The organism is Nostoc sp. LPT, from assembly GCF_017115165.1.
Classification (GTDB): Bacteria; Cyanobacteriota; Cyanobacteriia; order Cyanobacteriales; family Nostocaceae; genus Nostoc.
The window spans coordinates 1-26,314 of sequence record NZ_JABXKF010000106.1; the positions used below are offsets into that span (position 1 = coordinate 1).

Annotated in this window: 29 protein-coding genes and 2 pseudogenes; 19 read left to right on the plus strand and 12 right to left on the minus strand. The window is 41.2% G+C overall.

The window, feature by feature from the left end:
* Positions 1-194: 194 nt before the first annotated feature.
* Together HWQ58_RS20720 and psbH are read right to left on the minus strand one after the other, a co-directional pair.
* Positions 195-401 (minus strand): hypothetical protein, encoded by a 207-nt coding sequence (locus HWQ58_RS20720; RefSeq protein ID WP_292866711.1) that lies wholly within the window; start codon positions 399-401, stop codon positions 195-197.
* A 245-nt stretch (positions 402-646) separates the two neighbouring features.
* Positions 647-850 (minus strand): photosystem II reaction center protein PsbH, encoded by a 204-nt coding sequence (psbH, locus tag HWQ58_RS20725; RefSeq protein WP_104905475.1) that lies wholly within the window; start codon positions 848-850, stop codon positions 647-649.
* 85 nt (positions 851-935) lie between these two features.
* Here psbH and psbN point away from each other — a divergent pair, with 85 nt between their 5' ends.
* Positions 936-1,067, plus strand: coding sequence for a photosystem II reaction center protein PsbN (psbN, locus tag HWQ58_RS20730; protein WP_292866665.1), 132 nt, complete (start codon positions 936-938; stop codon positions 1,065-1,067).
* A 207-nt stretch (positions 1,068-1,274) separates the two neighbouring features.
* Here psbN and HWQ58_RS20735 read toward each other — a convergent pair whose 3' ends face one another.
* From HWQ58_RS20735 to HWQ58_RS20750, 4 genes are all read right to left on the minus strand, one after another.
* Positions 1,275-2,279 (minus strand): transaldolase, encoded by a 1,005-nt coding sequence (locus tag HWQ58_RS20735; protein WP_292866667.1) that lies wholly within the window; start codon positions 2,277-2,279, stop codon positions 1,275-1,277.
* Between the two features lie 147 nt (positions 2,280-2,426).
* On the minus strand, positions 2,427-3,857 hold the full coding sequence (pyk, locus tag HWQ58_RS20740; RefSeq protein ID WP_292866669.1) for a pyruvate kinase: 1,431 nt from the start codon (positions 3,855-3,857) through the stop codon (positions 2,427-2,429).
* Between the two features lie 221 nt (positions 3,858-4,078).
* Positions 4,079-5,122 (minus strand): type I glyceraldehyde-3-phosphate dehydrogenase, encoded by a 1,044-nt coding sequence (gene gap, locus HWQ58_RS20745; RefSeq protein ID WP_292866671.1) that lies wholly within the window; start codon positions 5,120-5,122, stop codon positions 4,079-4,081.
* 222 nt (positions 5,123-5,344) lie between these two features.
* The gene (locus HWQ58_RS20750; protein WP_292866713.1) at positions 5,345-5,488 is read right to left on the minus strand and encodes a hypothetical protein; all 144 of its coding nucleotides are present in this window, start codon (positions 5,486-5,488) and stop codon (positions 5,345-5,347) included.
* A gap of 84 nt (positions 5,489-5,572) precedes the next feature.
* Between HWQ58_RS20750 and HWQ58_RS20755 the strand changes: the two are divergent.
* The 4 genes and pseudogenes from HWQ58_RS20755 to HWQ58_RS20770 form a co-directional block, all read left to right on the plus strand.
* Positions 5,573-5,887 (plus strand): annotated as a pseudogene (locus HWQ58_RS20755) (type IV secretion system DNA-binding domain-containing protein); the annotation flags it as partial.
* Between the two features lie 51 nt (positions 5,888-5,938).
* Positions 5,939-6,175, plus strand: a complete 237-nt coding sequence (locus HWQ58_RS20760; protein WP_292742759.1) for a hypothetical protein — start codon at positions 5,939-5,941, stop codon at positions 6,173-6,175.
* A complete protein-coding gene (locus HWQ58_RS20765; protein ID WP_292866673.1) occupies positions 6,172-6,648 on the plus strand; it encodes an HNH endonuclease signature motif containing protein in 477 nt (158 codons plus the stop codon). Before HWQ58_RS20760 ends, HWQ58_RS20765 begins: the two co-directional genes overlap by 4 nt.
* An 83-nt stretch (positions 6,649-6,731) precedes the next feature.
* The gene (locus tag HWQ58_RS20770; RefSeq protein ID WP_292866675.1) at positions 6,732-6,959 is read left to right on the plus strand and encodes a hypothetical protein; all 228 of its coding nucleotides are present in this window, start codon (positions 6,732-6,734) and stop codon (positions 6,957-6,959) included.
* On the opposite strand, the gene HWQ58_RS20775 is transcribed toward HWQ58_RS20770, so the two are convergent.
* Positions 6,952-8,796 carry a VWA domain-containing protein gene (locus HWQ58_RS20775; protein WP_292866677.1) on the minus strand — a complete coding sequence of 615 codons (1,845 nt, stop codon included), beginning with the start codon at positions 8,794-8,796 and terminating at the stop codon, positions 6,952-6,954. The two genes, HWQ58_RS20770 and HWQ58_RS20775, sit on opposite strands and share 8 nt — an antisense overlap.
* 249 nt (positions 8,797-9,045) lie before the next feature.
* Here HWQ58_RS20775 and HWQ58_RS20780 point away from each other — a divergent pair, with 249 nt between their 5' ends.
* From HWQ58_RS20780 to HWQ58_RS20835, 12 genes are all read left to right on the plus strand, one after another.
* Entirely contained in the window at positions 9,046-9,405 is a 360-nt protein-coding gene (locus tag HWQ58_RS20780; RefSeq protein ID WP_292866679.1) for a Rieske (2Fe-2S) protein, read from the plus strand.
* A gap of 412 nt (positions 9,406-9,817) precedes the next feature.
* A complete protein-coding gene (locus HWQ58_RS20785) occupies positions 9,818-10,876 on the plus strand; it encodes a sulfonate ABC transporter substrate-binding protein (protein ID WP_292866681.1) in 1,059 nt (352 codons plus the stop codon).
* 26 nt (positions 10,877-10,902) lie between these two features.
* Positions 10,903-12,612, plus strand: coding sequence for a fumarate reductase/succinate dehydrogenase flavoprotein subunit (locus HWQ58_RS20790; RefSeq protein WP_292866683.1), 1,710 nt, complete (start codon positions 10,903-10,905; stop codon positions 12,610-12,612).
* A gap of 13 nt (positions 12,613-12,625) precedes the next feature.
* Complete coding sequence (locus HWQ58_RS20795) at positions 12,626-13,345, plus strand: pyridoxine 5'-phosphate synthase (protein WP_292866685.1); 720 nt, start codon at positions 12,626-12,628, stop codon at positions 13,343-13,345.
* A 27-nt stretch (positions 13,346-13,372) separates the two neighbouring features.
* On the plus strand, positions 13,373-14,101 hold the full coding sequence (locus HWQ58_RS20800; protein WP_292866686.1) for an HAD family hydrolase: 729 nt from the start codon (positions 13,373-13,375) through the stop codon (positions 14,099-14,101).
* A 74-nt stretch (positions 14,102-14,175) separates the two neighbouring features.
* Positions 14,176-14,958 carry a class I SAM-dependent methyltransferase gene (locus tag HWQ58_RS20805; RefSeq protein WP_292866688.1) on the plus strand — a complete coding sequence of 261 codons (783 nt, stop codon included), beginning with the start codon at positions 14,176-14,178 and terminating at the stop codon, positions 14,956-14,958.
* A 24-nt stretch (positions 14,959-14,982) separates the two neighbouring features.
* On the plus strand, positions 14,983-15,444 hold the full coding sequence (locus HWQ58_RS20810) for a GNAT family N-acetyltransferase (protein ID WP_292866690.1): 462 nt from the start codon (positions 14,983-14,985) through the stop codon (positions 15,442-15,444).
* Between the two features lie 124 nt (positions 15,445-15,568).
* Positions 15,569-16,105: a GNAT family N-acetyltransferase gene (locus HWQ58_RS20815; RefSeq protein ID WP_292866692.1), complete on the plus strand. Its 537-nt coding sequence runs from the start codon at positions 15,569-15,571 to the stop codon at positions 16,103-16,105.
* A 192-nt stretch (positions 16,106-16,297) separates the two neighbouring features.
* The gene (locus tag HWQ58_RS20820) at positions 16,298-16,525 is read left to right on the plus strand and encodes a ferredoxin family protein (RefSeq protein WP_012408944.1); all 228 of its coding nucleotides are present in this window, start codon (positions 16,298-16,300) and stop codon (positions 16,523-16,525) included.
* A gap of 19 nt (positions 16,526-16,544) precedes the next feature.
* Positions 16,545-17,507: a HEAT repeat domain-containing protein gene (locus HWQ58_RS20825; protein WP_292866694.1), complete on the plus strand. Its 963-nt coding sequence runs from the start codon at positions 16,545-16,547 to the stop codon at positions 17,505-17,507.
* 19 nt (positions 17,508-17,526) lie between these two features.
* Positions 17,527-18,294, plus strand: coding sequence for a DUF4058 family protein (locus HWQ58_RS20830; protein WP_292866696.1), 768 nt, complete (start codon positions 17,527-17,529; stop codon positions 18,292-18,294).
* An 18-nt stretch (positions 18,295-18,312) separates the two neighbouring features.
* On the plus strand, positions 18,313-19,347 hold the full coding sequence (locus HWQ58_RS20835) for an Mrp/NBP35 family ATP-binding protein (RefSeq protein WP_292866697.1): 1,035 nt from the start codon (positions 18,313-18,315) through the stop codon (positions 19,345-19,347).
* Between the two features lie 155 nt (positions 19,348-19,502).
* Here HWQ58_RS20835 and HWQ58_RS20840 read toward each other — a convergent pair whose 3' ends face one another.
* On the minus strand, positions 19,503-19,679 hold the full coding sequence (locus tag HWQ58_RS20840) for a hypothetical protein (protein WP_292866699.1): 177 nt from the start codon (positions 19,677-19,679) through the stop codon (positions 19,503-19,505).
* Between the two features lie 757 nt (positions 19,680-20,436).
* A complete protein-coding gene (locus HWQ58_RS20845; protein WP_292866701.1) occupies positions 20,437-21,321 on the minus strand; it encodes an NAD(P)-dependent oxidoreductase in 885 nt (294 codons plus the stop codon).
* A 304-nt stretch (positions 21,322-21,625) separates the two neighbouring features.
* Between HWQ58_RS20845 and HWQ58_RS20850 the strand changes: the two genes are divergently transcribed.
* Positions 21,626-22,210, plus strand: coding sequence for an arsinothricin resistance N-acetyltransferase ArsN1 family B (locus HWQ58_RS20850; protein ID WP_292866703.1), 585 nt, complete (start codon positions 21,626-21,628; stop codon positions 22,208-22,210).
* Positions 22,211-22,300: 90 nt separating this feature from the next.
* Positions 22,301-22,975, plus strand: a complete 675-nt coding sequence (locus HWQ58_RS20855; protein WP_292866705.1) for an O-methyltransferase — start codon at positions 22,301-22,303, stop codon at positions 22,973-22,975.
* Positions 22,976-23,153: 178 nt separating this feature from the next.
* Here HWQ58_RS20855 and HWQ58_RS38540 read toward each other — a convergent pair.
* The 3 genes and pseudogenes from HWQ58_RS38540 to HWQ58_RS20865 form a co-directional block, all read right to left on the minus strand.
* Positions 23,154-23,441: pseudogene (locus tag HWQ58_RS38540) on the minus strand (NUDIX hydrolase); the annotation flags it as partial.
* A gap of 354 nt (positions 23,442-23,795) precedes the next feature.
* The gene (locus HWQ58_RS20860) at positions 23,796-24,611 is read right to left on the minus strand and encodes a class I SAM-dependent methyltransferase (RefSeq protein ID WP_292866707.1); all 816 of its coding nucleotides are present in this window, start codon (positions 24,609-24,611) and stop codon (positions 23,796-23,798) included.
* Between the two features lie 290 nt (positions 24,612-24,901).
* The gene (locus tag HWQ58_RS20865; protein ID WP_292866709.1) at positions 24,902-25,945 is read right to left on the minus strand and encodes a hypothetical protein; all 1,044 of its coding nucleotides are present in this window, start codon (positions 25,943-25,945) and stop codon (positions 24,902-24,904) included.
* Positions 25,946-26,314 lie beyond the last annotated feature (369 nt).

Below are 26,314 nucleotides of genomic sequence, written 5' to 3' on the forward strand. Positions count from 1 at the left end.
AGTATGGACAATACACAGTAGAACACCTCAATTCATCCCTTTATTATGCAACGCCAGATTTTCTACATATTGCTGGGCAATATTTGCAATTGATTCTACTTCTGGACTAAGCCAACTGCCTTCTACTTTCCAGCCATAATGTTCTTGAAAACGTTTGGCTGCTTGCCCAAATGACTCTTCAGCCCCAAAATCAGTTAACGCTTGCTTAACAACGGTCGATTAAATCGTGATTTTTCTAACATATCCGGTATCAAGTTATGGTCTTTCAGATAGCCACAAGCCTTATTCTGGTTCCCGTTAAAGTACATCGCAGCGCAGATAGCACTTGTAATAATTTCTGCATCACTCATGTCTCTTTGAGAATCTTCATTATCAGCGTAGGCGTAACCCGCCCCAGGCATCGCCTTCAACAGGTCATCGATGATAGCATAGACGGTAATATATTTCGTTTAGCATCTGCCCCTGCTCATTTACTTCCTGGAGGGGATTTTATTATTTAAGTGACCATGTGCGCTCCCTCGGCAGTATAACTAGCAACTTGGATCAGTACTGAATTTTTGTCCAGTAGCAAATCACAACTCACAAAAAAACCCGGAAGAACCGGGTGTAACTTAACTTGTATCCAAACTCGATCGTTGTGTATGCGTTAGCGTCCTAAACTGCGCCAATCGACAAATACATCCTGAACCAACAGTGATTTATTGTAAAGTTGCAGAATAATCAGCAGAAACACGAAAAATAGCGCTATAAAAACAGCCATTACAGGGGTAGTACCCCAACCTGGAGCCACTTTCCCATACTCAGAGTTCAGTGGTTTCAGGATATCTCCCAACCTAGTTCTTTGTGCCATAGTTCACCTAAGATTACTTGCCAAAGCTTTTTTTAATCTTCTGTAATATTCTATAAGAATAGCACTCATCCTCTATCTCTCAATTATGGAACCCGCAATAGTTCTTAGCATTTCTGTGGCTGCCGTGGTGATTGCCATCACTGGAGTTTCGATTTATACCTCCTTTGGGCCTCCTAGCAAGGAATTGAACGATCCGTTCGATGACCACGAAGATTAAAAGAGTCATATCATATCCGCAGCGTAAATTTTTGGTGCGATGTCTACGACGGGCTACGCCTACGGAGACAAGCATTGCTGTTGCTCATCAAGGTTTCCTCCATGAGCGGTTGGGAATCATAACTAATTACTCGGACATGATATTTGAAGTGCGTTACGGCTCAAGCCGTAACGCACACTACTTTAGATGTTTTTTAATTGCAAGTCCCTAATGGCTTGCTACTACCTCTGCTTCAAGGCGAGCTAGTCGGACTGCCAAAAGTTTTTCAAGGTCTTCTAATGCCTTGGTGAAACCTTTGATGCCCTCGTCTAGTTTGTCAGTCGCCATGCGGTCAGCGGCGTGCATTTTGTCAAAGGTAGCTTTGTCGATGGATATCTTTTCAATTTCCAAGTTTGCTACCTTGGCAGGGTCGAGTTTGCGTGGCAGTTCTCCAATGGTTGCCTGTAATTCACCCAAAAGTGACGGGGAAATTGTCAATAAATCACTACCGGCAAGTTCAGTAATTTCACCAAGGTTACGGAAACTAGCTCCCATAACTTCGGTTTTATAACCAAATTTCTTGTAGTAGTTGTAGATTTTGGTGACAGACAAAACTCCTGGATCTTCATCTGCTGGGTAGCTATCCCGTCCGGTATCTTTTTTGTGCCAGTCGAGAATCCGACCGACGAAGGGAGAAATTAGGGTAACACCAGCATCTGCACAGGCGATCGCTTGGTGAAGACCAAATAACAAGGTAAGGTTACAGTGAATACCTTCTTTTTGCAGGATTTCTGCTGCACGAATGCCTTCCCAGGTGCTGGCAATTTTAATTAAAACGCGATCGCGGCCAATCCCGGCAGCTTTATACTGGGCAATTAATTCCCGTGCCTTAGTCAGGGTAGCTTCAGTATCGTAGGACAAGCGAGCATCCACTTCCGTAGACACGCGACCGGGAATAATTTGTAAAATCTTTAATCCAAAGGCAACTGCCAGACGGTCAAAAGCTAGAGAAACTATCTGTGTTTGCGTAGCTTTGGCTCCAGCATCTTTCTTTGCCTGGAGTAAAGTTTGATCGACAACTTCCTGATATTCTGGCATCTGTGCCGCAGCAGTAATCAGAGAAGGATTGGTGGTGGCATCTTGGGGTTTGAACTTTTCAATTGCCTGGATATCTCCCGTATCCGCAACCACGACAGTCATTTTCCGCAATTGTTCCAGTAAACTCTTGGACATAAAATACTCCGTGATGAATGTTACAGGATTTACTTAATTCCCCAGTTGTTTAAACTCTTGATTATTCCTTCAATTCTAATTTTGGCAATTTTTCGGAATCATTGCCCAATGCTTACTATTCACAGCCACAGCCCTATTCTAAGTGGGTTATGCGGAAATTGGCTGTCCAATAGAATGCACTTTGATTAAACTAGTTGTTCCTGATTTACCAATTGGAACACCAGAGGTAATTACCACCTTATCGCCCTTATTCGCTAGACCCATGTCTACAACTGTGTTCACCACATTGGTAAACATCTCTTCAGCATTGTGGACTGGTGGAATTAGCAAAGGTTCCACTCCCCAAGAAAGTGCTAGCTGGCGGTAAGCGGTGATGTCGGAGGTCAGGGCAATAATCGGAGAAGTCGGCCGATATTTAGACACCATTCTCGCCGTACTTCCTGATGTAGTGTTACAGAGAATTGCCCGTGAGCCAGTTTCATAGGCGATGCGACAGACGGATTCTGCCACAGATTCGGTAACGCTAAGACTGCCCGCTTCATGACACCAAGCATTTTTGCTACCCTCATCTAGAGCTTGTTCTGTCCGCACGGCGATGTTGTGCATCATCTGGACGGCGGCGATGGGATATTGTCCGACAGCTGTTTCACCAGAAAGCATTACCGCGTCTGTTCCATCCAAGATAGAGTTAGCAACATCGGTTGCTTCGGCGCGGGTGGGATCGGGGGCGCTAATCATCGACTCTAGCATTTGGGTAGCTGTAATCACCGGCTTGCCAGCACGATTGCAACGGCGAATAATATCTTTTTGAATTAGGGGTACTTCGTGAATTGGCACTTCCACCCCTAAATCGCCACGGGCAATCATAATCGCGTCGGCAACTTTCAGAATGGAGTCAAAGTTTTCTACTGCCTCTGCTCTTTCGATTTTGGCAATTAAGCGAATTGAAGCGCCAGCGGCTTCAATCATGCGCTTGGCGGGTTCTAAGTCTTGTGGCGATCGCACGAAGGATACCGCTACCCAATCTACACCCAACTGAATCCCAAAGCGCAAATCCAGCAAGTCTTTTTCGGTGATCGAACTTACAGGTAAAGGAGTTTGGGGCAGGTTTACTCCCTTGTGCGTAGAAATTAAGCCGCCATTTTTCACCTGTGCCCGAATGCGATCGGCGTCGCGAGCGGTAACTATCAATTTGACGCGACCATCATTAATCAAAATCGGTTCGCCTGGTCGCACCATTGCGAACAAAGTCGGCAATGGTAGGGGTAGTTCGTCAATACTCTCACCCTTTTCTTGCAAAACAAAGGTAACTTCAGTACCGGCTTCTAAATTTAAGCCTTCTGGTGGTAAAGTTCCCAAGCGAATTTTGGGGCCACATAGGTCTTGCATAATTGCGATCGGCTTTTGCTGCTCAGTACTAATCTGCCTGAGATAGTGAGCCGTTTGGGCGTGGAATTCATAAGCTCCGTGGGAGAAATTCAGCCGTGCCACGTTCATTCCAGCTTCTACTAAGGCTTGCAGCCTTTCAGATGCAGATGTAGCCGGCCCAACTGTACAAATGATTTTGGTTCGACGCATAGGGATTGGGGGTTGAGGAGTAACCTGCAAATTTGGATGCTTTGAGCGATCGCACAAAACATCCAAATTTACACGTGCTTCATATCACTGGTTTGCTAAATAAAAATACTAGATTACCTTTTGTTTTCGGAGTATTTACCATTTCACCCACATCCCAAAAGTCCCTAGTCAAGAGTCAGCAGTCAAAAGCTAATGACTAATGACTAATGACTAATGACTAATCAAACCACAGCCGCTGTCGGGGCGAGTTTTTCCTTCTGTGACATAGATAACATCAGGTCAATCACCCGATTTGAGTAGCCCCACTCGTTGTCATACCAAGCAATTACCTTGAAGAAGTTGGAATTCAACTCAATCCCAGCACCTGCGTCGAAGATGCTGGAATGAGTATCACCTTGAAAATCTGTAGAAACTACTTCTTCATCTGTGTAGCCCAAGATACCCTTTAGTGAACCTGTGGCAGCCTCCTTCATGGCAGCACAGATTTCCTGATAACTGGTGGCTTTGGCTGTTTTGAAAGTTAAATCAACTACAGAGACATCGGGAGTCGGAACTCGTAATGCCATCCCAGTTAACCTGCCCTTCAATTCTGGCAAAACCAGTGCTACGGCTTTTGCTGCGCCTGTCGAGGAGGGAATAATATTTTGGGATGCACCTCGACCACCCCGCCAGTCTTTCTTGCTGGGGCCGTCTACAGTTGGCTGAGTAGCAGTCATGGCATGGACTGTGGTCATTAACCCTTCAGTCACCCCAAAATTATCATTAATCACCTTAGCTATGGGAGCTAGACAGTTTGTAGTGCAGCTAGCATTGGAGACAATGATATCCTTGCTAGGGTTAAATAGGTGATGATTGACACCCATTAACAGGGTAGTAACTCTATCTGGATCTTTGGTGGGGGCAGAAATTACCACTCGCTTTGCACCTGCCTTCAGGTGGTTTGCGGCTCCTTCGTAGTCAGTGAAGAGTCCGGTAGCTTCCACGACATAATCTGCACCTAATTTTCCCCAAGGTAACTCTGCTGGATTCCTCACCGACACACAAGGAATGAAATGTCCGTCAATCAGGATGCCGTCTTCCTTGGCTTCAACCTTGTGCTTTAATTGACCGTGGGTTGAGTCGTACTTTAATAGGTAAGCGAGGTTATCTGGTGGTACTAGATCGTTAATGCCCACAAACTCAATGTTGGGATTATCGATGCCAGCGCGAAGTACAAGTCGCCCGATTCGACCGAAGCCATTGATGCCAACTTTCAATTTAGTCAAGATTAAACCTCCCGTTGTGGAAGTTGAACAAAAGGAGAAAGTTAAAAGTCAAAATAGATTGCCTTTTACTCTTTACTCTTTGATCCTGACAGTCTCAGTCAGCTAAGGCATATTTACTTGGCATATTTTAAGGATTGGGGCATGGGTAATTGGGGATTGGGCATTTAACTTCAACCGGTGGTGTCCAGAATTCTCCAACTTGTCTACAAAACGCGATCGCGTTTAGAGAAAAGCCTGTTGGGGATTTGGTTGCGCTTGGGTAATACGTTTCTTCACACGTTCCACCAAATGCCCCATCACTGTCAATTGCTCTTCTGGAGTCAGTTGCTCAATCTCGCTTAAAATTTTTTCAAGTAACGGACTCATTAACCTAACTTTTGTCAACTGCTGTAAATTTTAGCGTCTTTACTCCTGTAATGGTCTAGGTGCTATTTGGATTGACACTTCTCTGTGCGTCGCTGGTTTAATTCTTGGGGAACAGCCTTAGTACTTTCTTACCCTCTTAACCGTTATGAGAGTATGAAAGTAATTAACGGTATGCTTATGCAGGCCGTTGCCGAAAGACTTCTATCTCAAGAAACTCTTAGTGCTGATAAGCAACAATCTGGTGACTGCCAAATATGTATCTTTCTAGATGAGGTGCAAGTATTACCTATGTTGCCCTGTCTACCAAACTTACTCAATCTCTCTGGAAAATTTGGTGGTGCAGTCATTTTAGCAACCCAAAGTAAATCACTTCTCAATTCTATTTATAGTAAAGATATAGCCGAAGGAATGGGTAAGTACAATAGTAGTATATTAAATCGTAATAACCCTATGAATCCAGTAGTAATTAGACCCTCATCTTGGCTAACGACTGGGATTCGAGTCGAAAAAGTCAACAATCTCAATCTGTTCAAATTTACTGAAGAACTAGGTTCGCGTTTGCAAGAACTTCTGGATAAGAAAAAAGCTGATTTACTGACACCAGAAGAAGCCGCTGAACTAGAGGCTATTGGAGAATTAGACACAATTTTTAGCTACATAAATGCCACTATTGCATCTGGGTCGTGACAATTCCTAACAGTATCCAAAAATTTGTACGGAGCCGCGCTAATTTTCGGTGCGAATACTGTCATTATCCAGAATTTCTCAGCACATCTCCCCTGACAATCGACCATATCAAGCCGCAATCTTTGGCGGGTTCGGATGATGTAGATAATTTGGCTTCAGCTTGTCGTCGGTGCAATGAACGCCACTATAATTTTACAGTCGGAATCGACCCAGAAACACAGCAAGAAGTCTCCTTATTTAATCCCCGTCAGCAACAGTGGGCTGAACACTTTATTTGGTCGGCAGATGGTACAAAAATTATCGGCATCACAGCTACAGGTCGAGCTACTTGCAATCGAATTGATTTAAATGATGAACGCCGTCTTGACCGCTTTATCCAAAAATCTCGGCAACTTTGGGTGCAAGGTGGTTTTCACCCTCCCCGTTCTGACCCGCGCCAAGAAAATCCTAATTCTTCAGGAGAAATTGTCTAACAATATCTAGGTTTTGGGCGTTGCTCCCATAGCAGAAGAGCTAACGCTCAGACGCAAACAAAGTGAATTCAACGACAAGCTTAATGCCAATACAGATATACTGGGGTGAAGACGAATTCTTAATGCATCGCGCTATTGGGAAACTGCTCAAGCATATCCTCGATCGGGATTGGAACTGCATCAACTATTCTGAATACTCACCTTCTGCTCAGGAGACGATCCCCCAAGCGTTTGCAGACGTTATGACTCTTCCGGTGAGGGGTAGAAGACGGTTATCTTCCCAATCCCAATCTGCACTTCAACTCAATTAGTAGTGGGTTGGACAAATCGCTTAATTTCACCACAGGCAATATAAGATTTGCCATCCGGTGCTGTTTTGACTTCATCAACGACGTAAAGCATTCCTTCCTCGCGAACCGATCGCGGAAAACGCATGTTCCAATCTGGTTCATATCCGTCGGAAACCACTCTAGCGCGCAGCTTGCTGCCATCTTTGACACACTGAATTAAAATACTGTCCCCTACACTGTCAGTTGTAGGAAGATCGGCAGCACTGGCAGGGCCTTTAGAAGCTTTACCTGTGTTAGCTGGATGCGATTGTCTAGGGGCAACAAAAATATCTGTTTCACCGGGTTGAGCAAAACGGGTGATTTTACCACGTACTCGATAGAAAGTAGTATCGCTTGAGAGTTCCAGTCCTTCAACAACATAGCGTGCCCCCTCGGCACGAATGGCGCGGGGAAACTGAATGTTCATGGTTAAATCGTAGCCTTCGGACATGACTTTGACCCGCAGTTTACCCCCTTCACGAACGCAGTGCAATTCAACACCTGAACCGACTTCATTCACAATGGGCATGGCATACACTTCATCGCCAGTAGTGACACCGCGACCCACCAAATCGCTGCGATTGCGCGTCATCGTCTGGTAAGTCTGATCTAGCATCTCTTTCCGTCCAGCATTGCCTAAAGCTTTTTGAGCGATCCGACTGGCGAAATATTCAAGCTGATCGATCTCTTCAGCAATTTCAAAATTCTCGTTCAAGCCTTTATCCCGCAAATCTTTTACAAGCGCCCGCAGGGTTTGTTCAGCTTCCTGATGCTTGCCATGTTCAGCGAGATTAAGGCCAGTCTCTTTAGCCTTAGCAATGGTAAGGCGACTCAGTTCTAGAATGATATGGCTTGTAGCAGCAAAAGCTGCTTCCTCAACAGTGCCAACTTTGGCGACGATATCTATAGTACCTGACACGCTTTGAATGCGGTCATTTTGCACAACATCGGCGCTGTAATGCAGTTTCATCACAGGTAACTCACCAACTTCAGCGCTTGATATCCCCAGACTCAAACCGAGAAGTTTGTCCTCACCCTCGTAAAGCTCTCCCAAGGTGATGACAGCTTGACTGGCGTCATTCTGGCTAACTTTAGCCAGACTTAAGGTATCAACAAGGCTGACACCATCAGCCAATTCCAGTGTCACCTTGAGGTTTTGTCCCACTACTGCTCTGAGACTGTCTAGCTCAATACTAAACACTTCAGTTGCTTCGTCGATGCTCTGAATGAAGTAAAAGTTGCCTGTGGCGGCTCTTGCCATCCCAATCAGCAAGTCTTCATTGAAACCCTGAGCAAAGCCTAACGTTGTTGTGATAATGCCTTCTTCAGCTTTTTGCCCTGATGTCGCCGTCAGTATTTTGGGGTCTTGAATGCCCATATTGGCGTGACCATCGGTAAGCAGGAGAACACGGTTGATTTTTTGCGGATCGAGTCGCGTTTTCACGTGTTCGCAGCCTTTGAGCCATCCCCCCGATAAGTTGGTAATACCGCCTGCTCTCACCTTGCGGATGGAGTTTTTTAATGCGGCTTTGTTAGTCACAGACTGGGGTGGTACAACACTATCCACTTCATCGTCGTAAACAACTACTGAGAGAATGTCATCTGGCTCAAGTCGATCTACCACAGATTCAGCAGCTTTGAGTGCGTGATGCAAGGGAGCGCCTGCCATAGAGCCGGAACGGTCAATTACAAGCGAAAGGTTAAGATTACGTCGAGGAGATTTAGCTATGTCAGCACGAAAACGTAGCAGAATATTAGTCTTTAATGCAGATCCTGCGGCGAGGATAGACTGGTCAAATTCGTAACTTGTCTTAATCATTTTTTATATCCCTCATCATTGTCTGCTATCAGCTACAAGTCTTGTGATGCATAGACAGTAAGTGCTTTATTTATTTTACCCAGAAATAATCTTTTTAAGTATAAAAATTATATTTAATGTAATATTTTATAGTTATAGATTCTTACCAGCTTAGACAAAGCCGATCATAGACATCCGGTACTCAAAGGCGATCGCACTGGTCACAATTGCGGGAAACTGAAAGCAGATATATTAGGAGAGGAGAACCTAATGAGTTGGACTAAAGTTCTTGCAGTCGAAGCACTTTCCCCAGGTGCGCGAGAAGTGGTGAAAGTTGGCAACCGGAAAATTTTGCTTTTGAATCACGAAAGTCAGCTTTATGCTGTAGATAACAACTGTCCTCACTTAAAATTACCGTTGAAAAGTGGGAAAATCACTGAAAGTGGGGCAATAGTTTGTACCTTCCATCGCAGTGCTTTTGACCTGCGGACTGGTGAGGTACAAGGATGGTGTTCCTGGCCACCTGGTGTAAGTAAGGTACTCTCGTTAGTTTCACAACCAAAAACACTGCCAGTGTTTCCGATTCGTATTGAAGAAGGCAGTATTTGGGTTGATGTGCAAGAGGAATAGCACCCTCTCCCTGAATTTACTGAAACAATGCGAAGTAAAAAAAGAAAAACCCCAGCTAAACTTATTGGCTAGGGGTTTATATCAAAATTTACCTATTTCAGAGATATAGGAATCATTGAATGAGAAAATAGAACGTCTTCTCAAGCAGTTTGAACGCTTTGCTGTGATGTGATGTTGGGTTGTATGTTGCCATTATCAGCTTCTATAGAAGCTGTAGCACTTTGAGATTGGCCTAAATTCACTTTGAAGACTTTGCTTTGCTCTTGCTCCAGTTTTGGTAAATGTTTTACCCCTAGACTTACTTTTTCGGATCTTGCATTTGCAGCTTATCTATGTGAATATTCTATGAGCAAAATACGGTAAATTGCTCAATTTTTCGTAGTATTATATTGCTTGTAGTTTAAATGTACTTATGTTTGCTAAGTATTTACCAAATCGACTGATGAAGATTGTCAGCAGCTTTCTTCAAAATTATGAAATATCCAGAATCGGCATATTTGCCTTATTCTTTATCTGTGGGTTAAGTTTGACTCTTGTGATATCTGCGTGTTCTGCCAACAATACAGGTAACTCTGTAGCAACACAGACAGCAAATCAAGGTGTGGTAGTTCGTATCGGCTATCAAAAAGCGGCGACTATCCTCAGTGCTCTCAAAAACCGAGGCAATTTAGCGCAAACTTTAACGAATGCTGGTGCTTCGGTGACATGGGCAGAATTTCCCGCAGGTCCACCCATGCTAGAAGCAATGAACGCAGGTAGTATTGACTTTGGCTATACAGGTGAATCACCACCAATATTTGCCCAAGCCGGAGGTACTCCCTTGCTTTATGTTGCTTACGATCCTTGGAGTCCCAAAGCCGAAGCAATTATTGTACCGAAAGATTCACCAATTAAAATAGTTGCTGACCTTAAAGGGAAAAGAGTAGCTTTTGCTAAAGGCTCGAACACTAACTATCTTGTTGTCAAAGCTATAGAAGCTGCCGGATTAAAGTATAGTGACATTCAACCAGCACATCTAACACCAGCAGATGCCCGTGCAGCATTTACTGGTGGTAACGTTGATGCTTGGGCAATTTGGGACCCTTACCTAGCAGCAGTTGAACACGACACAAAGGTTAGGACATTAACAGATGCGACAAATTTAGCACCAAATCGGGGTTACTATCTTGCGCGTCAAGAGTTTGTTAATTCTCATCCAGATTTGTTGAAAACCCTGTTAGATGAAATCAGCAAACTAGATAAATGGGCAACAAATAATCCAGAAGAAGTTGCCAAGTTTTTAGAACCAGAGTTAGGTATTCCCGCAGCAGCATTAGAACATGCCGAAAAACGGCGAAAATATGGCGTTTTACCGCTAACAGATGAGATAATCACTCAGCAACAAAACATTGCCGATACTTTTTACAAAATCAAGCTAGTTCCCAAGCAAATCCAAGTCAAAGATATCGTTTGGAACGGTAATAAATCTTAGAAGTTCTTCCCTACTAGCAAAAGCTTATGGACATTAACACCCAACAAATAAAAACTGATGTACTTGTCATTGGTGGCGGTACAGCCGGGACAATGGCTGGAATTAAAGCTAAACAAGCGAATCCCAATGCAGAGGTGCTGATCTTAGAAAAAGCTAACATCCGTCGCAGTGGTGCGATCGCAATGGGTATGGATGGAGTGAATACCGCAGTCATTCCCGGTCATTCTACACCAGAACAATACGTGCGCGAAATCACCCTTGCTAACGATGGGATTGTCAACCAAAAAGCCGTTTATCAAACAGGCAAATTAGGTTACGAAGTCATTCAAGAATTAGAAAGTTGGGGTGTGAAATTTCAAAAAGATGCCCAAGGCAACTATGACTTAAAACAAGTGCATCGTGTGGGTAAATATGTCTTACCCATGCCAGAAGGAAAAGACCTCAAAACAATTCTCACCCGCCAAGTTAAACGCCATAAAGTCAAAGTGACAAATCGCGTCATGGCAACCCGTGTCTTAGTCAAAGAAGGACGTGCTATTGGTGTGGTGGGATTTGATGTCAGAAACGGAGATTATATTGTTATTCAAGCTAAAGCAGTCATCCTCTGTACAGGTGCTTGTGGCAGATTAGGATTGCCTGCTTCCGGCTATCTCTACGGCACTTATGAAAATCCTACCAATGCCGGGGATGGCTATTCAATGGCTTATCATGCAGGTGCAGAACTTAGTAATATTGAATGCTTTCAAGTTAATCCTTTAATCAAAGATTACAACGGCCCCGCCTGTGCCTATGTTGCCGGGCCTTTTGGCGCACATACTGCTAACGCCGAAGGAAATCGCTTCATTAGCTGTGACTATTGGAGTGGTCAAATGATGTTGGAAATCTGGAAAGAATTAAATTCTGGGAAAGGGCCAGTCCAACTCAAAATGACCCATCTCGATGAAGATACAATCGCTGAAATTGAATCTATACTGTGGGCGAATGAACGACCAAGTAGAGAACGTTTTCATCAAGGTAGAAATGAAGATTATCGCACTCACGGCGTAGAAATGCACATTTCAGAAATTGGCTTATGTAGTGGTCATAGTGCCTCTGGTGTGTGGGTGAATGAAAACGCTCAAACAACCATCCCAGGTTTATATGCAGCTGGAGACATGGCTAGCGTTCCCCATAATTACATGATTGGGGCATTTGTTTTTGGTCGTATAGCTGGAACTCATGCCATTAAATATATACAAGATTTAGATTTTGTTGAACCAGATACGGATTTTTTAGAAACAGAAAAAGTTAGAATATATGCTCCCTTAACACGTCCGAATGGTGTACCTCATACCCAGGTAGAATACAAATTAAGGCGCTTAGTTAATGATTATCTACAACCACCAAAATCAGGCAATAAAATTGAGATTGGTTTGAAACATTTTGTTCAATATCAACAAACATTAGATGTAATGGGCGCTCGTGACCCCCATGAATTAATGCGTTGCATAGAAGTACATTTTATTCGAGACTGTGCAGAAATGGCAGCTAGAGCATCATTATATCGTCAAGAAACTCGTTGGGGACTTTATCATTACCGTTTGGATTACCCCGAAAAGAATGATGATGAGTGGTTTTGTCATGTCAACTTAAAGAAAGATGAGTTAGGACAAATGATATTGTTTAAGCGTCCTGTAGATCCTTACATTGTGGAAGTAGATGCAGTTCAAGAAGTCTACAATGTTGCTGTGAGGTAATATATTTAATCTCATGATAAATCTCAGTGTTAATCTTAACAAAGTTGCTCTACTCAGAAATTCTCGAAATTTTGGTATACCAAGCGTAATCAAGGCAGCTTCTACTTGCATTCAAGCAGGCGCACATGGAATTACAGTTCACCCACGTCCAGATGAACGACATATCAAATCTAAAGATGTTTATGAATTGGCAGAAATGCTAACTGTTGAGTTCAATATAGAAGGTAATCCATCATCTCAATTTTTAAACATAATACGAGAGGTAAAGCCAACACAGTGTACTTTGGTTCCTGATGCACCTGACGCTTTTACCTCAGACCACGGATGGGATTTAGCTACAAATGGCTTTTGGCTCAAACCAATTATCCAAGAGTTAAAAGAACTTGGAATCCGAGTCAGCCTATTCTTAGATACCGACTTAACTCAAATCGAACTTGCTAAAGAAATTGGGGCAGATCGCATAGAGCTATATACAGAACCTTATGCCACAGCTTTTCGTAAGGATGATGTGGAATCAGTTTTTCAAAAGTATCAACAAGCGGCAAAAAAGGCTCAAGAAATTGGTTTAGGAGTCAATGCAGGACACGATTTAAACTTACAAAATTTAGAGAAATTTTGTTCAATTCCTAATATACTTGAAGTTTCGATTGGTCATGCCCTAGTTGCAGATGCTTTAGATATAGGACTATTTAATGCTGTGAAGGAGTATTTAAAAATTCTTTCTACTAATTAATTATTATTAATAGAAAATCATCGATATTTGGTAGATTTATTAAAGTTTAGCAAAACAAATATGTGTTACAAAGCCATAATTTTTGACCTGGATAATACATTATTAAATTTTGATTTGTGTGAGCGCAAAGCCATTCTTGGCACGCTGGAAGCTTGTGCAATATCCTTAGATTTACATGGGATAACTGAAACTATTTTTCTACAAGTATATGAAACTTATAGCTCCCAGTATTGGAGACAGCGGGATGTTTTTACTCCTAGTGAGTTAATTAAGATGACTTATGAAAGTACACTGGCTGAGTTAAATATAAAAACAGAGAAAATTAGCCATTTCGGAGACATCTTTTGGGAGATTTTTAATCATTCAAGTGTCTGGGAACCTGATGTATATGAAGTATTAACTGTTCTTGCACGTAGTTATCGTTTAGCTGTCATTAGCAACGGTTTGGTATTAGCGCAGCTACCGAGAATGCAAGCTGCGGGAATTGATCATTTTTTTGAACAAGTTGTAGTTTCTGAAGCAATTGGTTTTGCTAAACCATCTCCTGAAATATTTCATTATGCGTTATCGAGATTAGATTTAACCCCAGCACAAGTCCTTTACGTAGGCGATTCTCTAAAGCACGACTATGCGGGAGCAACACAAGTCAAAATGGATTTTTGCTATTACAACAGAAAAAATCAAAATTTACTACAAGAAGTAAAACCAAAGTTTATGATAAGTGAACTCTTAAATTTGCTGGAATTGTTTAACTAACAGATTTTTTATTTATTCATTTAAAGTGAGATTTTAAATGGTTTGTTGTAAATTATTTTGAGGGATTTTATAATATGTCTATATATAAGTCAATTGGTAAACAATACTCAAAAACTCGCGTTCCTGATATCCGTATTGTCAATAAATTAATTGATTTACTTAATTTACCCAAAGGTAGCATTATTGCTGATATTGGCGCTGGTACTGGTGGTTACAGTCTAGCGCTAGCTAATAAAGGATTTCTTGTTAATGCTGTTGAACCTTCTGTAGTTATGCAAAAACAAGCAGTAGAACATCAGCAAATTAAGTGGTTTGCTGGCTATGCAGAAAATTTACCTCTACCAGATCAGTCTGTTGATGCTGTTGTAAGTATCTTGGCAATTCATCACTTTTCTCATCTCGAAAAAGCTTTTCAGGAAATGCACAGAATAATTAGAGATGGGGCAATAATTTTGTTAACTTTTGATATTAGATTAGCTCAGAAGATATGGCTTTATGATTATTTCCCGTTTTTATGGGAAGGTGACTTACGATTTTTACCACTTAACGAACAGATTAATTTAATTCAGAGGGGTACTAAAAGGCGTGTTGAAGCCATACCCCTTTTGTTACCATCCGATTTGTCTGATTTATTCGCAGGAGCAGGCTGGAGACGACCAGAGTTATATCTTCAACCAGAAGTACGTGCAGGAATATCATCTTTTGCTTTAGCTAATCAAGATTTAGCAGAGCAAGGAGTAAAGTTACTTGCAGCAGATTTAAGTAGTGGAGAATGGAGCAAAAAATATGGTGATATTCACAATTTGACAGAGATTGATATAGGCTATCGTTTTATTCATGCAACCCTGGATAACTAAATAATTGTAATTCAAAATTAAATTATGACAAACAAGGTTAGTGTAAGTGATAAAATTAAAATTAGACAAGCTGAGATTAAAGATGTAGAGAGAATTGCTAGTCTTTGCGAACAAATTGAATATTCTGTGACAAATCAACAAATAGAGCAGCGCCTTACTAAAATTAAAAATAATGATGCTCATATTGTGTATGTTGCCACTTTAGAAGATGAATATGTAATTGGTTGGGCACACGCTCATATTTGTGACTCAATAGTTATTCCGACTCCAGCGATTATTTTGGGATTAGTTGTAGAGAAAGATTATCGTCATAGTGGAATTGGACGTTTTTTGATGCAGCAAATTGAACAGTGGGCTTCTCTAGCTGGATGTGATAGTGTTTTATTACGTTCTAATATTAAACGCAAAGAAGCTCACTTGTTTTATGAAAAAATTGGTTATACCAATATCAAGCAATCATTAACTTTTCATAAAAAATTGCTGTAGTGACAAATATGCAGTGCGATCGCTCTCTCCTGTAAGTTGGGTTCCACTACGTTCCACCCAACACATGATATCGGTAAAACAGAAAATATTTACATGATATCTCTCAATTTATTGGATAAAATCAATGCTAAACCTATTTTTTATATTTAATTATTCGCTAAGATTAATATCGCTTGATGTTGGGTTACTAAAAATTATGACAAATCAATTCACTGTGGTTGAGCAATTTAAAATTAAACAGGCTGAGATTAAAGATGCAGAGAGAATAGCTATTCTTTGCGACGAACAACTTGGATTTACTGTGACAAATCAACAAATAGAGCAACGTCTTGCTAAAATTAAAAATAATAATTCTCACATTGTGTATGTTGCAACTTTAGCAAATGAATATGTAATTGGCTGGGCACATGCTCATATTTCTGACTTGATAGTTAGGCAAACTTCAGCAATTATTTGGGGTTTAGTTGTAGATAAAGATTATCGACATAGTGGAATTGGACGTTGTTTAATGCAGCAAATTGAGCAGTGGGCTTTTCTGGCTGGATGTGAGAATGTTTTGTTGACTTCTAATATTAAACGCAAAGAGGCACACTTATTTTATGAGAAAATTGGCTATACTAATATCAAACAGTCATTTACTTTTCATAAGAAATTGATTTAGTGAAAAATATGCAGTTAATTAATACATTTACCACTCACCGTCTGCTTGCTGATCGTCTGCGATTTAAACATTTGAATGAACTACATACATCGTATACATCTAAACAACCTACAATCGTGAGATAATTCATGCAAGATTACCCCATTTATTTTACCGTTTAGCAGTTTCCTTACAAAATTATGGAGTTATTTTATGGCTTTAATTAATCAGAGAATAGATGTTCCTGTCATCGTTGATGAATCTAAATGTCTAGAAAAATGTACAGCCTGTATTGAAGTTTGTCCCTTAGATGTATTGGCAAAAAATCCAGAAACAGGCAAAGCTTATATGAAATATGATGAGTGTTGGTTTTGTCTACCTTGTGAAAAAGAATGTCCAACCAATGCAATTACAGTACAAATTCCCTTTTTGTTACGTTAACTATCTGTGGTAAAAATTAATGAATGATGACCTCAATCATTGGCTAGAAATGTTGCGAGCGCCTGACATAAATGATCGTATAGTAGCTGTCAAAACCTTGCAACATTTAGGCGATGACGAAACAATCGATGCTTTAATTATAGCTTTGAAAGACGAACATATTACTGTTCAAAAAATAGCAATATCTGCCCTTTGGGAAATTGCTAATCCTGTTGCCATCCCTGCCTTAATTGAATGCCTCGGTTCAGCAGATACAGATATTCGCACTGAAGCGGCATCAGCATTAAGCGAGTTAATTACACAAGATGAATTGTTACTTTTACTAGACAAGCTCCAAAATAATGATGTAAATATTCAATTAAATATTTTAGTGCTTTTGCGGAAGATACATGATATTCAATCTTTACCCGATATTTTACCATTTTTAGAATCAAAAAATTCTGATTTAAGAGAAGCAGCCATTACGACACTGCGATATATCAATCAACTAGAAAAATGTCCGCAAGCTTTAAATTTAATCTTTGATGAGGAAGCAAGTATACGTCGTGCTGCTGCTTTAACTTTAGAACATTTACAAGATGCAGAAGTGATTACAATACTTTGTCAAGCACTTACAAATGATAGTGACTGGCAAGTTCGCCGGAATGCAGCTAAATCTCTGGCTATTCATGCAAATAATCAAGCAATTTCAGCATTAGAAATAGCTTTAAATGATGAACATTGGCAAGTGAGGAAATCAGCAGCACAAGCTTTGCAAAAAATTCCAGATATTCAAGTTATGCCAAAATTAATTCAAGCATTAACAGATGAATATGCAGATGTAAGAAAAGAAGCTGCGATCGCACTTGGGAATTTAGCTCATCCCGACGTTATTAACCCCCTACAACAAGCCTTAGATGATCCTGACAAAGAAGTGTCTATCCAAGCGCAACGGGCAATTCAGAAGATTCAAACAGATAGAATAGTCTCAAGGGAGCAGTAAATAACTAAGGGAAAGTGTAATGGACAATCCATTTCCTGGAATGAACCCGTATTTGGAACAGCCTCAACTTTGGCATCAAGTTCACAATCGTTTGATTGTAGCGATCGCTGATGACCTGACTCCCCAAATCGCGCCGAAATACCGAGTTTCCATTGAAGAGCGAGTTTACACTAGTGTAGATGATATCTTACTCGTAGGAATTGCTGATATAGCAGTTGCCAAACGTAACACCACAGATAACAGTACAACTTTGACTGCTGCAAAACTTGCTGAACCCAGTAAAGTGAAAGTTCCTGTACCTGAACAGATAACTGAGCGATTTTTAGAGGTGCGAGCAACTCCAACCAAAGAAGTAGTTGCTGTGATTGAAATACTTTCCCCCAAAAATAAACGCTCCAAAGAAGGTAGAGCCACTTATGAGAGCAAAAGACAGAAAATTTTGGCTTCTGCAACCAACTTAGTAGAAATTGACCTCATCAGACAAGGGCAGCCAATGCCTATTTTCGGAGCATCAACCACAGATTATAGTTATAGTATCTTGGTCAGTCGCAGCTACAACAGGCCTGATGCAGATTTATATACTTTCGATCTAAAAAACCTAATTCCTGTTTTTCCTGTACCTTTGCGTGAGGGAGAACCTGAACCTATAGTTGACTTGCAAAGGTTATTAAACGAAGTTTACGAACGTGCTAGATTTGATTTAGCAATTGATTATTCACAATCTTTAAAGATAGTGCACTCACCCGAAGAAGAAACTTGGGTAAGAGAAGTTTTAGAGAATATTTAAACTAGAGCAACAGACAAAGTGCAACCAGATTCTCGTCAGCAAGAAGTAGTCCAACTCCTCAAACAGGTTATCGAACCTATTTTAAAAAATGACATCGTTAGTTTGGGAATGGTGCGAAATCTCCGCATAGTTGATGACTATATTTACTTACGTTTATATATTGGTTCTCATCAGCACCAATTACAGCCAGAAATTAAATCTAAATTATCATCTCTATCTTGGTGTAAAAAAACTTATATTCAAGTTTGTACAATTCCCGGTGTTAAAACAACTCTTGCAGTTTCTAGTGGTAAAGGTGGTGTGGGCAAATCCACAACAGCCGTTAATATCGCCGCAGCTTTAAAATTACAAGGTGCAAAAGTAGGACTATTAGATGCTGATGTTTATGGCCCCAATGTTCCCCAAATGTTGGGTTTGGGACAAGCTGATATTCAAGTGATTAATACTCCCACAGGTGATAAGTTTTTACCTCTAGAAGCTCAGGGAATAAAAGTAATCTCAGTGGGTTTACTTGCAGAAGCAAATCGTCCCTTGGCATGGCGGGGGCCTGTATTGCATAAAATTATCACGCAATTTTTGCAAGATGTAGAATGGGGGGAATTAGATTATTTATTGATAGATTTACCTCCCGGTACAGGTGATGCTCAAATTACAATTATCCAAGAAAGCCCAATTTGTGGAGTCATTTTAGTGACAACTCCTCAACAAGTGGCTGTTGCAGATGTACGACGTAATATATATATGTTTCGTCAAGTGGGTGTTCCTGTCCTTGGCATCATTGAAAATATGAGTTATTTAATTTGCGGTGATTGTGGTTCACGCACACCGATTTTTGGTAGTGGTGGCGGCGAACAACTGGCCACAGAATTACAAGCGCCTCTGTTAGGACAAATCCCCATTGATCAGCGCATTTGTAGCGGTAGTGATACTGGAAATCCGATTGCAATAAGTGAATATGCTTCACCAGCAAGGGAGGTTTTTACACAAATTGCTACTTTATTAAATACTACTTTTATGATAAATAACAAAGCTACGCAGCTTGACCAAGCTTAGTAGCTTCAAGAACTTCAATCAATATGTAGATATTTATTAGCGATCGCCCTTCGGAAAAACCTCTTGGTTTACTGAGTGTAGAATTTATTCACGAGGTGCGACGAAATTTCAAGAGTTCTCGCCATCCATTCCACTTTTTGGCTATTTTAAGTATTTTAACTTATTGACATTAACTCCCAACTCTGCAAACGTCCTAATCCCTGAGAACCAATAAATATGGCAGCACATTTAACAACTGGAATTGCTTGTTGTATCTCATCTTGGAATGAATATCCTGGGCGAATTTGTTCTTCGTCTAACCACGGCTTTAAACCACGGCGCACAAGCTGCATGAAAACGTTTCTTCAAGTCGTCTGTAATACTTATGTGCATAGCGGTTATTCTAAGTAATGTCTATACAAAGCTACAAATGTACAGAACCCGATTCCAGATTGATATTAGCAATATTCAGTAAGTTTACGATAGGAGCTAAAATCAGGGCAAACGCATCTAAATTATACTTGCTCACGACCAAGGCTAAGAATCAACGACAAAATCAGTATTTCTCGTTTGATTTAGTTTCTAAGACTCAAAGCGCTCGTTTAAATTTATGTCAATAAGCAACGATTAATGCAACTGTTTTTGAGGTTGTTGACAATTAAAGGGTCTTGTTGACATGATGCGTTTGCCCTGTGGGAAGTAGGGGAGGCACAGGGAGAAATACCACCTATTGATTGCAACTTGGTATAAGTTTTAAATTTTTCATCAACCGGAATTCGATAATCGTTGGCAAGTCGAATATTTTTTTGTCACGAAAGATTTAAAACTGTTGTTTAAACACCAGGAGTATTGCCACCATCTACCAAAATTTCTGCCCCAGTAATTGAGGAGGCATCCTCTAAAGTCAAAAATATTCCTGTTTTGTTGAGCATTTCCAACAAAATAATGTTTGCGATGCGTTCACTATCTATTATAACACCATCACAATCAAAAATAACTAATTTAATTTTGTCTATAACTTACATAAAATTCGCTGAATCAGATTCATTAGGGTCAACAGCAAAGCATGAATTTCACTCATCTTGTCAAATCTGAATCGAGTTACAAGCTTTAGTTTGATGCAGTTTCGTCGGAAAGAGCATTAATAATTTCTCTCAAGGGGCGATCGCTGTTAGACTCTTCTGGTGTTTCTTTACCCAAAGATGTATCCTTCACCAAGCGGTAAACATCAGCTGCTCCGTAAAAAATGCGCTCAGTCAGACCTACTTCCTGAAAGGTTTCGGCAATCTCTTCCATTTCCCCTATCCAACGATGTGCTTTTGGTGTCATGGATGGAATGGAACGGGTGAGTATAGCAGCAAGTTCCGGTTGGCTGCTAGATACTTCTTCCCAGAGTTGCTCATCCAAGCCTAAGCGATGGGCGGCAATCAGTAATTCTGTACCAATCGCTGTCAGTCCTTTTGTCAAGGCGGCGTAAGACATCTTCAATCCAGAAGCTTGACCAATTTCATCGCCAATTACTCGTATATCCAACCCATAATTTTGCAGTTGTTGAAATTCAACGGCTTGTTTTCCTGAAGCATAGATGCGGGTGCGTCCAGGAACTCTGGGAGGTGGGCCAATAATTGAGGCATCTACGAATCTGACTCCCACTGATTCAATGATTTGGGCAATACGTTTTACTTTTTGGGGTGCAACTGCATTGCAATCAACGTACAGAATCTGTTTCCCCACATTGCTTATAACCTCAGCTACAAGATTCGCTGCTTCTATTGCGGCGACGGGGACTAGCACTGATAACACCACATCAGATTCAATTACTAGTTGTCTGAGAGAACCCACATCTTCGATGTTGGCTGCGGCGGCTAATTGCCGAGTTCGTTGACTGCGATCATCTAGGGCGGCAATTGTCTTCAATCCATTTTGATTGAGAACAGATGCGATCGCCTGCCCCATGTCACCCGGGCTTAAAATACCAACTGTTTGAATTTGCATGGAAAGCTTGATTATTTATATTCAGCTTTTGGCTAATACGCTGACTTTGGTGATTGAGTCATGAGATAAACTACGGTAAATTGATAGAATTGCCGTAATCGTCTAAATAGGAACTTACCATACATTATTCCCAGGAAGCAAGCTACCTGATGATTCAAAAAGCAGATGTATTTTGATTTGTCCTAGCTTTTCTACGCAGAAGGTTGGAAACTAGCAATTATAATTACAGGTTATGAGTCAGTGATGCTTGGGGAGTAGGAACCGCTTTATAGTTAAGTTGGTTTGGGAGAAGGCAAGTATTGCAATGAAGGCAATAATCAGACTAGTTAATGAAAATGATGCTCTACAAATTCTGGCAATTTATGCGCCAATTGTGCGGGAAACTGCAACTTCTTTTGAAGTAGAACCACCAAGTGAAACAGAGTTTCAACAGCGTATTAAGAGCTATCAACAGCAGATGCCTTGGCTAGTTTGTGAAATTAATCAAGAGGTTATAGGCTACGCCTACGCTAGCCCTTACCGTACCCGTGCTGCTTATCAATGGTCTGTGGAATCATCTGTGTACGTCAGTGCGAATTATCGCAGAAAAGGAATTGCTAAAGCCTTGTATAGTTCTTTGTTGAAATTGCTGCGACTCCAAGGATTTTATAACGTTGTCGCCGCGATCGCTTTACCCAATCAACCCAGTGTGGCTGTACATGAGGCTGTTGGGTTTTCAACTGTAGGTGTCTTACGTCGAGTAGGGTATAAATTTGGTCAGTGGCATGATGTAGGTTACTGGCAATTATCTTTACAACCAGAGTCATATTTTTTGACTGATGGCGACATGACCACACAATCTGTCAATCCACCTGTTTCTCTGGCAGAAATACAAAAATCACCTCTTTGAAATGAAGCTTTAACGAGTAGATTTTTGCTACTTCGGGTTTAACTGATACAGCTTTAAAGTGCTGTTGTTACTATTACTGAAAGAAGAATTATGACTCAAGAACTATGGACAGAAGTTGACCATTACATCACTGATTTGCTTGTGCCTCCTGATCCTGTACTAGATGCTGCTCTTCAGGCTAGTGATGCGGCTGGTTTACCACCACATAATGTTTCGCCAAACCAAGGTAAATTGCTCATGCTATTAGCCTTAATCCATAAGGCACGCACTATTCTGGAGATTGGTACGTTAGGCGGCTATAGCACGATCTGGCTTGCAAGAGCATTGCCAGCTAACGGCCATTTGATCACCCTAGAGTCAAATCCCCAGCACGCTGAAGTTGCCCGCAAGAATATAAACTGCGCTGATCTGGCTCATCTTGTTGAGGTGCGCGTTGGCCGGGCAATAGATACACTGCCGCAATTGGCTAACGAGGGATACAATCCATTTGACCTGATTTTTATTGACGCAGACAAGCCAAGCAACCCAGAATATTTTGTGTGGGCCTTAAAGCTTTCTTGCCGGGGTAGCCTGATTATTGCCGATAACGTTGTTCGTAACGGAGCTGTGATTGAGATGAACAGCGATGATCCTAACGTTCAGGGAGTGCGTCGTTTTAACGAATTGCTCAGTGCCCAAGCGCGTGTGAGTGCTACGGCAATCCAGACTGTAGGTAACAAAGGGTATGATGGCTTTGCGATCGCTCTTGTCACTGCTGACAATTAGCTAATTTTTTCCAGCATTAGTTGTTATAATTCTCCTTTTTGGATAGTTGGATTAGCAAATATACAGCGGATTTCAAGTTGATGAAGTACACGATCTCAGTCTCAAAGCCAAGCATAAAGCCAGTTTGACTTCTGAATTTTGACTCCTGAGTTCTGAATTATGCTGTAATTACCAGCTATTAATTAAATTGTAATTTGCCAAGCTTTTTTAAGGCGAAAAATAATGAGCTAATATGTAATGCTTGCACTAAAGTACCGCTTTCAATTACTTCTATAAATTTTTCTAAAGGTAATAGCAATACTTCTACCTGTTCTGTAGCATCTAAATTTAAATCAGCTATTTTTTCTACAGATGTAGCTAAAAAAAAATGGGTGAAATTGTTATGATTGGCTGGATTTGTTGATAAAATGCCAGTTTCAAGAAAATTATCGCTAGTGTAACCTGTTTCTTCTAATAGCTCACGTTTTGCTGCTGTAAGCTGTGATAAATCTTCTACTTTTTAGTCACAAAGGGCGGGAAAACCCCGCCCCTAAAAAAGCAAAATTGGTATTAGCGGTAGAAAATCTTGAACCACTAAAATACAAAGGTAAAAAAGGTAGTAATATTTTCTAAACTAAAGTGGGTTCACTGATTGGAGGTGGACAATGCCCACCCTACAAAAATCTTTGATTTAACAGTTAGCAGTTACCAGTTATCAGTTACCAGTTATCAGTTAAATCAATTGGGTTTAAGTCCCCCACCAAGAAGGTGGAAAGCGTTGGTGGCGGGTTTAAATCCCCCACCATACGCTTGGTCACTGGTCACTGATCACTGTTTTAATTTAAGCCCAATTGCGTACTACAGTAATCTTGAATTCACGTTGTTGGGGCAAAATATAATCCAGCGAACCGTAGCGTTCTAAAGCCCAGTTTCGCAAATCTTGAATAGCATGAGGAAAGATATCATTAGGAATACTCCAAGCTGCACTTTGGATTTTATTTTCTTGGTTTTCTATGAATTTACTTACAGTATCTTCAACTCGCCATTGAGCTGCAATTTCAGTTTCTAAAGTTGCGCCTTGTGCTTCTAACTCTGCTAAAACTTCTTCTTCAGTAGCACCGTAACGCGGTAAAGGATGACCATAGCCTTCTAAAATAGCTTTCCAATGCTCATTAAATTCCCACCTCTGTGCATTCACCTCTGAACCAGCACTAACAGAGTTAGCGTATCCGTGAGTGTAAAGCAAAATGCCATCTGGTTTCAGGACGCGACTAATTTCTGCTAGCGCCTGTTTCCAAGCAGAAATTAGGTGAAAAACGTGAACAACTAACGCAACATCAAAGGAGTTGTTATCAAACGGTAAAGCAGTAGCATCTCCTTTAATTGCTGTTAGTTTATGGGAAACACCCTCTAGTTTTTGGTGCAGTTCAGCCAACATTTTTTCTGAGATATCTATACCAGTGTAGGAATAGCCTCTTTTGGCAATTGGTACAGCAATTCTGCCAGTACCAATACCCGTTTCATAAAACTTAGTATCTGCTGTTGGTGAAACTAAATTGAGAATAAAGTCTGTTACTTGCTCAGAAATTCCTGGGGGAAATCCTCTTGTAGCATCGTAAATATCAGAAACTCGATCAAATGAAACAGTGGTAGTCATATATTCTCTGTTAAGATATGAAAAAACATTTGTAATCCTAAATCTAGAACTCGTAAGTTATCGTAAGTTCAAGGGTTTAAGACCCCTACATCTATATGTAGCACCAGTTTCAGTCGGGGTTTAAATGGAACGTAGTTGCCACAAGGCTCTTAACCCGCGCATCGCCCTTGGCGTCTCCCCGCAGGAGTTGGCACTTCTCAACTCTTAGAGACGCACTCGCGTTCGTCTGAAATGTCTAAAATGTTTGAATGCGTGAATTGTTAATTTGGTGTTGTAACAAATCCACTAAGTCATAAAACTCTTGATTCAGGATCTCCCCATTTATTCAACTCATTCAGTAGTTCATTGCGTCGCTGTGGGGATGTAAACGCTACCTGAATAGCATGACGGGTCACATCAAGTAATTCATTTGTAGAAAAACCGAGGGCATGGGCTATTGTATACTCCCGTCCAATGGTCGTACAGACCTGAACAGGATTGTCTGTACACAGGACAACAGGAATACCGGACTCTACAAACTGTCGAATTGGATGCTTTGTATAGGAAGGTACTGCCCCTAAAAGAACATTACAACTTAAAGAACACTCAACAGTTACGCTGCTTTTAGCTAGTAAATCAAATACATGGGGGTCACTGATGGCGTGTGTTGCATGACCAATTCGCGTCAGCCCAGGTACGCGCAGGACAGCAGCAATATTGGCACTAGAGAATTCCCCAGCATGGGCGGTGATTCCTAACCCTGCGCTAGCAGCCTGCTCGGCAATTTGATAAGCCGTAGTCCAATCTGCTTCTGTATCATAAGGTTTGTAAAGAAAATCTATTCCGCCTAAGCCTTCATCTACCGCCTGAATACATGCTTTTACGAGATGGTTTAAGCGATCGCCTTCAAACCTACTTAAAATCAAAATAAATACTGCCTCAGCCCGGAGTCTGGGATATCGCACTTGGACGCGACGCTCAGCTTCTCGGAACAATGCCATCAGGTCAGCTTTGAGTACATCTTCGTTGCCAAAACGGACTTCTACCAAAATAGCTCCGTCTGCTGCTGCCTCTTCTAATAGATCCTCAATACGTGCAATAAAGTTTTCTGGCTTTGCATTAGCCTCTTGTGTTGCAGGGAAAACCTGAGCAAGTTTTTGGAGGCGAGCCATTCCTGGTGGAATTTCAGTTATCAGCTGCTCTGCCCAATCATGCCAATTATATGGCGATCGCCCTTCATGCCGCGCCAGCACGCGGTCAAGGCGCGGTGACCACTCCTGATGTACATGCAGGTCTACTTTGGGGAGTGCAGCAATACGCGGGTCTAGCTTAATTTCAGCAAGTGGATCGATCAATGTTATACCTCCTGAAACTGGAGACTGGGGAAAGGGAAAAGGTGAGACATGTAATTCAGTAGCTCGCTTTTCGGATCTCGTACAGTGACTTTCTGCATGGCGATGCGATCGCACAGACCAAGTTCTAATGCAGTTACCCTGGCAATGCGTGCATAGGGAGAGTTAGGTGTGTAAAAGTGACAGCCACGCGCAAAACACGAGCAGGCAGAGATGTGGCAGGTTTGTCTAAAATATCAGCTATTGTTTCCAGAACCCTATTACGTGTATTGGCCATATTACGCGTGTATGCACACTCACTCGTGAGGGTTATCCTTTTTTTGCGATCTATGCGGGGTAAAAGACGAATGTCCTTAGTTCAATGCTTTCTCG

Excerpts from the sequence above, each read along its gene's own strand:
- HWQ58_RS20805 (WP_292866688.1), top strand. The coding sequence starts at position 14,176 with ATGTCTATATATAAGTCAATTGGTAAACAATACTCAAAAACTCGCGTT.
- HWQ58_RS20825 (WP_292866694.1), top strand. The coding sequence starts at position 16,545 with ATGAATGATGACCTCAATCATTGGCTAGAAATGTTGCGAGCGCCTGAC.
- HWQ58_RS20720 (WP_292866711.1), bottom strand. The coding sequence starts at position 401 with ATGCCTGGGGCGGGTTACGCCTACGCTGATAATGAAGATTCTCAAAGA.
- HWQ58_RS20810 (WP_292866690.1), top strand. The coding sequence starts at position 14,983 with ATGACAAACAAGGTTAGTGTAAGTGATAAAATTAAAATTAGACAAGCT.
- HWQ58_RS20770 (WP_292866675.1), top strand. The coding sequence starts at position 6,732 with ATGCCAATACAGATATACTGGGGTGAAGACGAATTCTTAATGCATCGC.
- HWQ58_RS20785 (WP_292866681.1), top strand. The coding sequence starts at position 9,818 with ATGTTTGCTAAGTATTTACCAAATCGACTGATGAAGATTGTCAGCAGC.
- HWQ58_RS20760 (WP_292742759.1), top strand. The coding sequence starts at position 5,939 with ATGAATCCAGTAGTAATTAGACCCTCATCTTGGCTAACGACTGGGATT.
- psbH (WP_104905475.1), bottom strand. The coding sequence starts at position 850 with ATGGCACAAAGAACTAGGTTGGGAGATATCCTGAAACCACTGAACTCT.
- HWQ58_RS20735 (WP_292866667.1), bottom strand. The coding sequence starts at position 2,279 with ATGTCCAAGAGTTTACTGGAACAATTGCGGAAAATGACTGTCGTGGTT.
- HWQ58_RS20795 (WP_292866685.1), top strand. The coding sequence starts at position 12,626 with ATGATAAATCTCAGTGTTAATCTTAACAAAGTTGCTCTACTCAGAAAT.
- HWQ58_RS20830 (WP_292866696.1), top strand. The coding sequence starts at position 17,527 with ATGGACAATCCATTTCCTGGAATGAACCCGTATTTGGAACAGCCTCAA.
- HWQ58_RS20780 (WP_292866679.1), top strand. The coding sequence starts at position 9,046 with ATGAGTTGGACTAAAGTTCTTGCAGTCGAAGCACTTTCCCCAGGTGCG.
- HWQ58_RS20820 (WP_012408944.1), top strand. The coding sequence starts at position 16,298 with ATGGCTTTAATTAATCAGAGAATAGATGTTCCTGTCATCGTTGATGAA.
- pyk (WP_292866669.1), bottom strand. The coding sequence starts at position 3,857 with ATGCGTCGAACCAAAATCATTTGTACAGTTGGGCCGGCTACATCTGCA.
- HWQ58_RS20855 (WP_292866705.1), top strand. The coding sequence starts at position 22,301 with ATGACTCAAGAACTATGGACAGAAGTTGACCATTACATCACTGATTTG.
- HWQ58_RS20850 (WP_292866703.1), top strand. The coding sequence starts at position 21,626 with ATGAAGGCAATAATCAGACTAGTTAATGAAAATGATGCTCTACAAATT.
- psbN (WP_292866665.1), top strand. The coding sequence starts at position 936 with ATGGAACCCGCAATAGTTCTTAGCATTTCTGTGGCTGCCGTGGTGATT.
- HWQ58_RS20840 (WP_292866699.1), bottom strand. The coding sequence starts at position 19,679 with ATGCAGCTTGTGCGCCGTGGTTTAAAGCCGTGGTTAGACGAAGAACAA.
- HWQ58_RS20750 (WP_292866713.1), bottom strand. The coding sequence starts at position 5,488 with ATGAGTCCGTTACTTGAAAAAATTTTAAGCGAGATTGAGCAACTGACT.
- HWQ58_RS20815 (WP_292866692.1), top strand. The coding sequence starts at position 15,569 with ATGCTAAACCTATTTTTTATATTTAATTATTCGCTAAGATTAATATCG.
- HWQ58_RS20860 (WP_292866707.1), bottom strand. The coding sequence starts at position 24,611 with ATGACTACCACTGTTTCATTTGATCGAGTTTCTGATATTTACGATGCT.
- HWQ58_RS20845 (WP_292866701.1), bottom strand. The coding sequence starts at position 21,321 with ATGCAAATTCAAACAGTTGGTATTTTAAGCCCGGGTGACATGGGGCAG.
- HWQ58_RS20790 (WP_292866683.1), top strand. The coding sequence starts at position 10,903 with ATGGACATTAACACCCAACAAATAAAAACTGATGTACTTGTCATTGGT.
- HWQ58_RS20775 (WP_292866677.1), bottom strand. The coding sequence starts at position 8,796 with ATGATTAAGACAAGTTACGAATTTGACCAGTCTATCCTCGCCGCAGGA.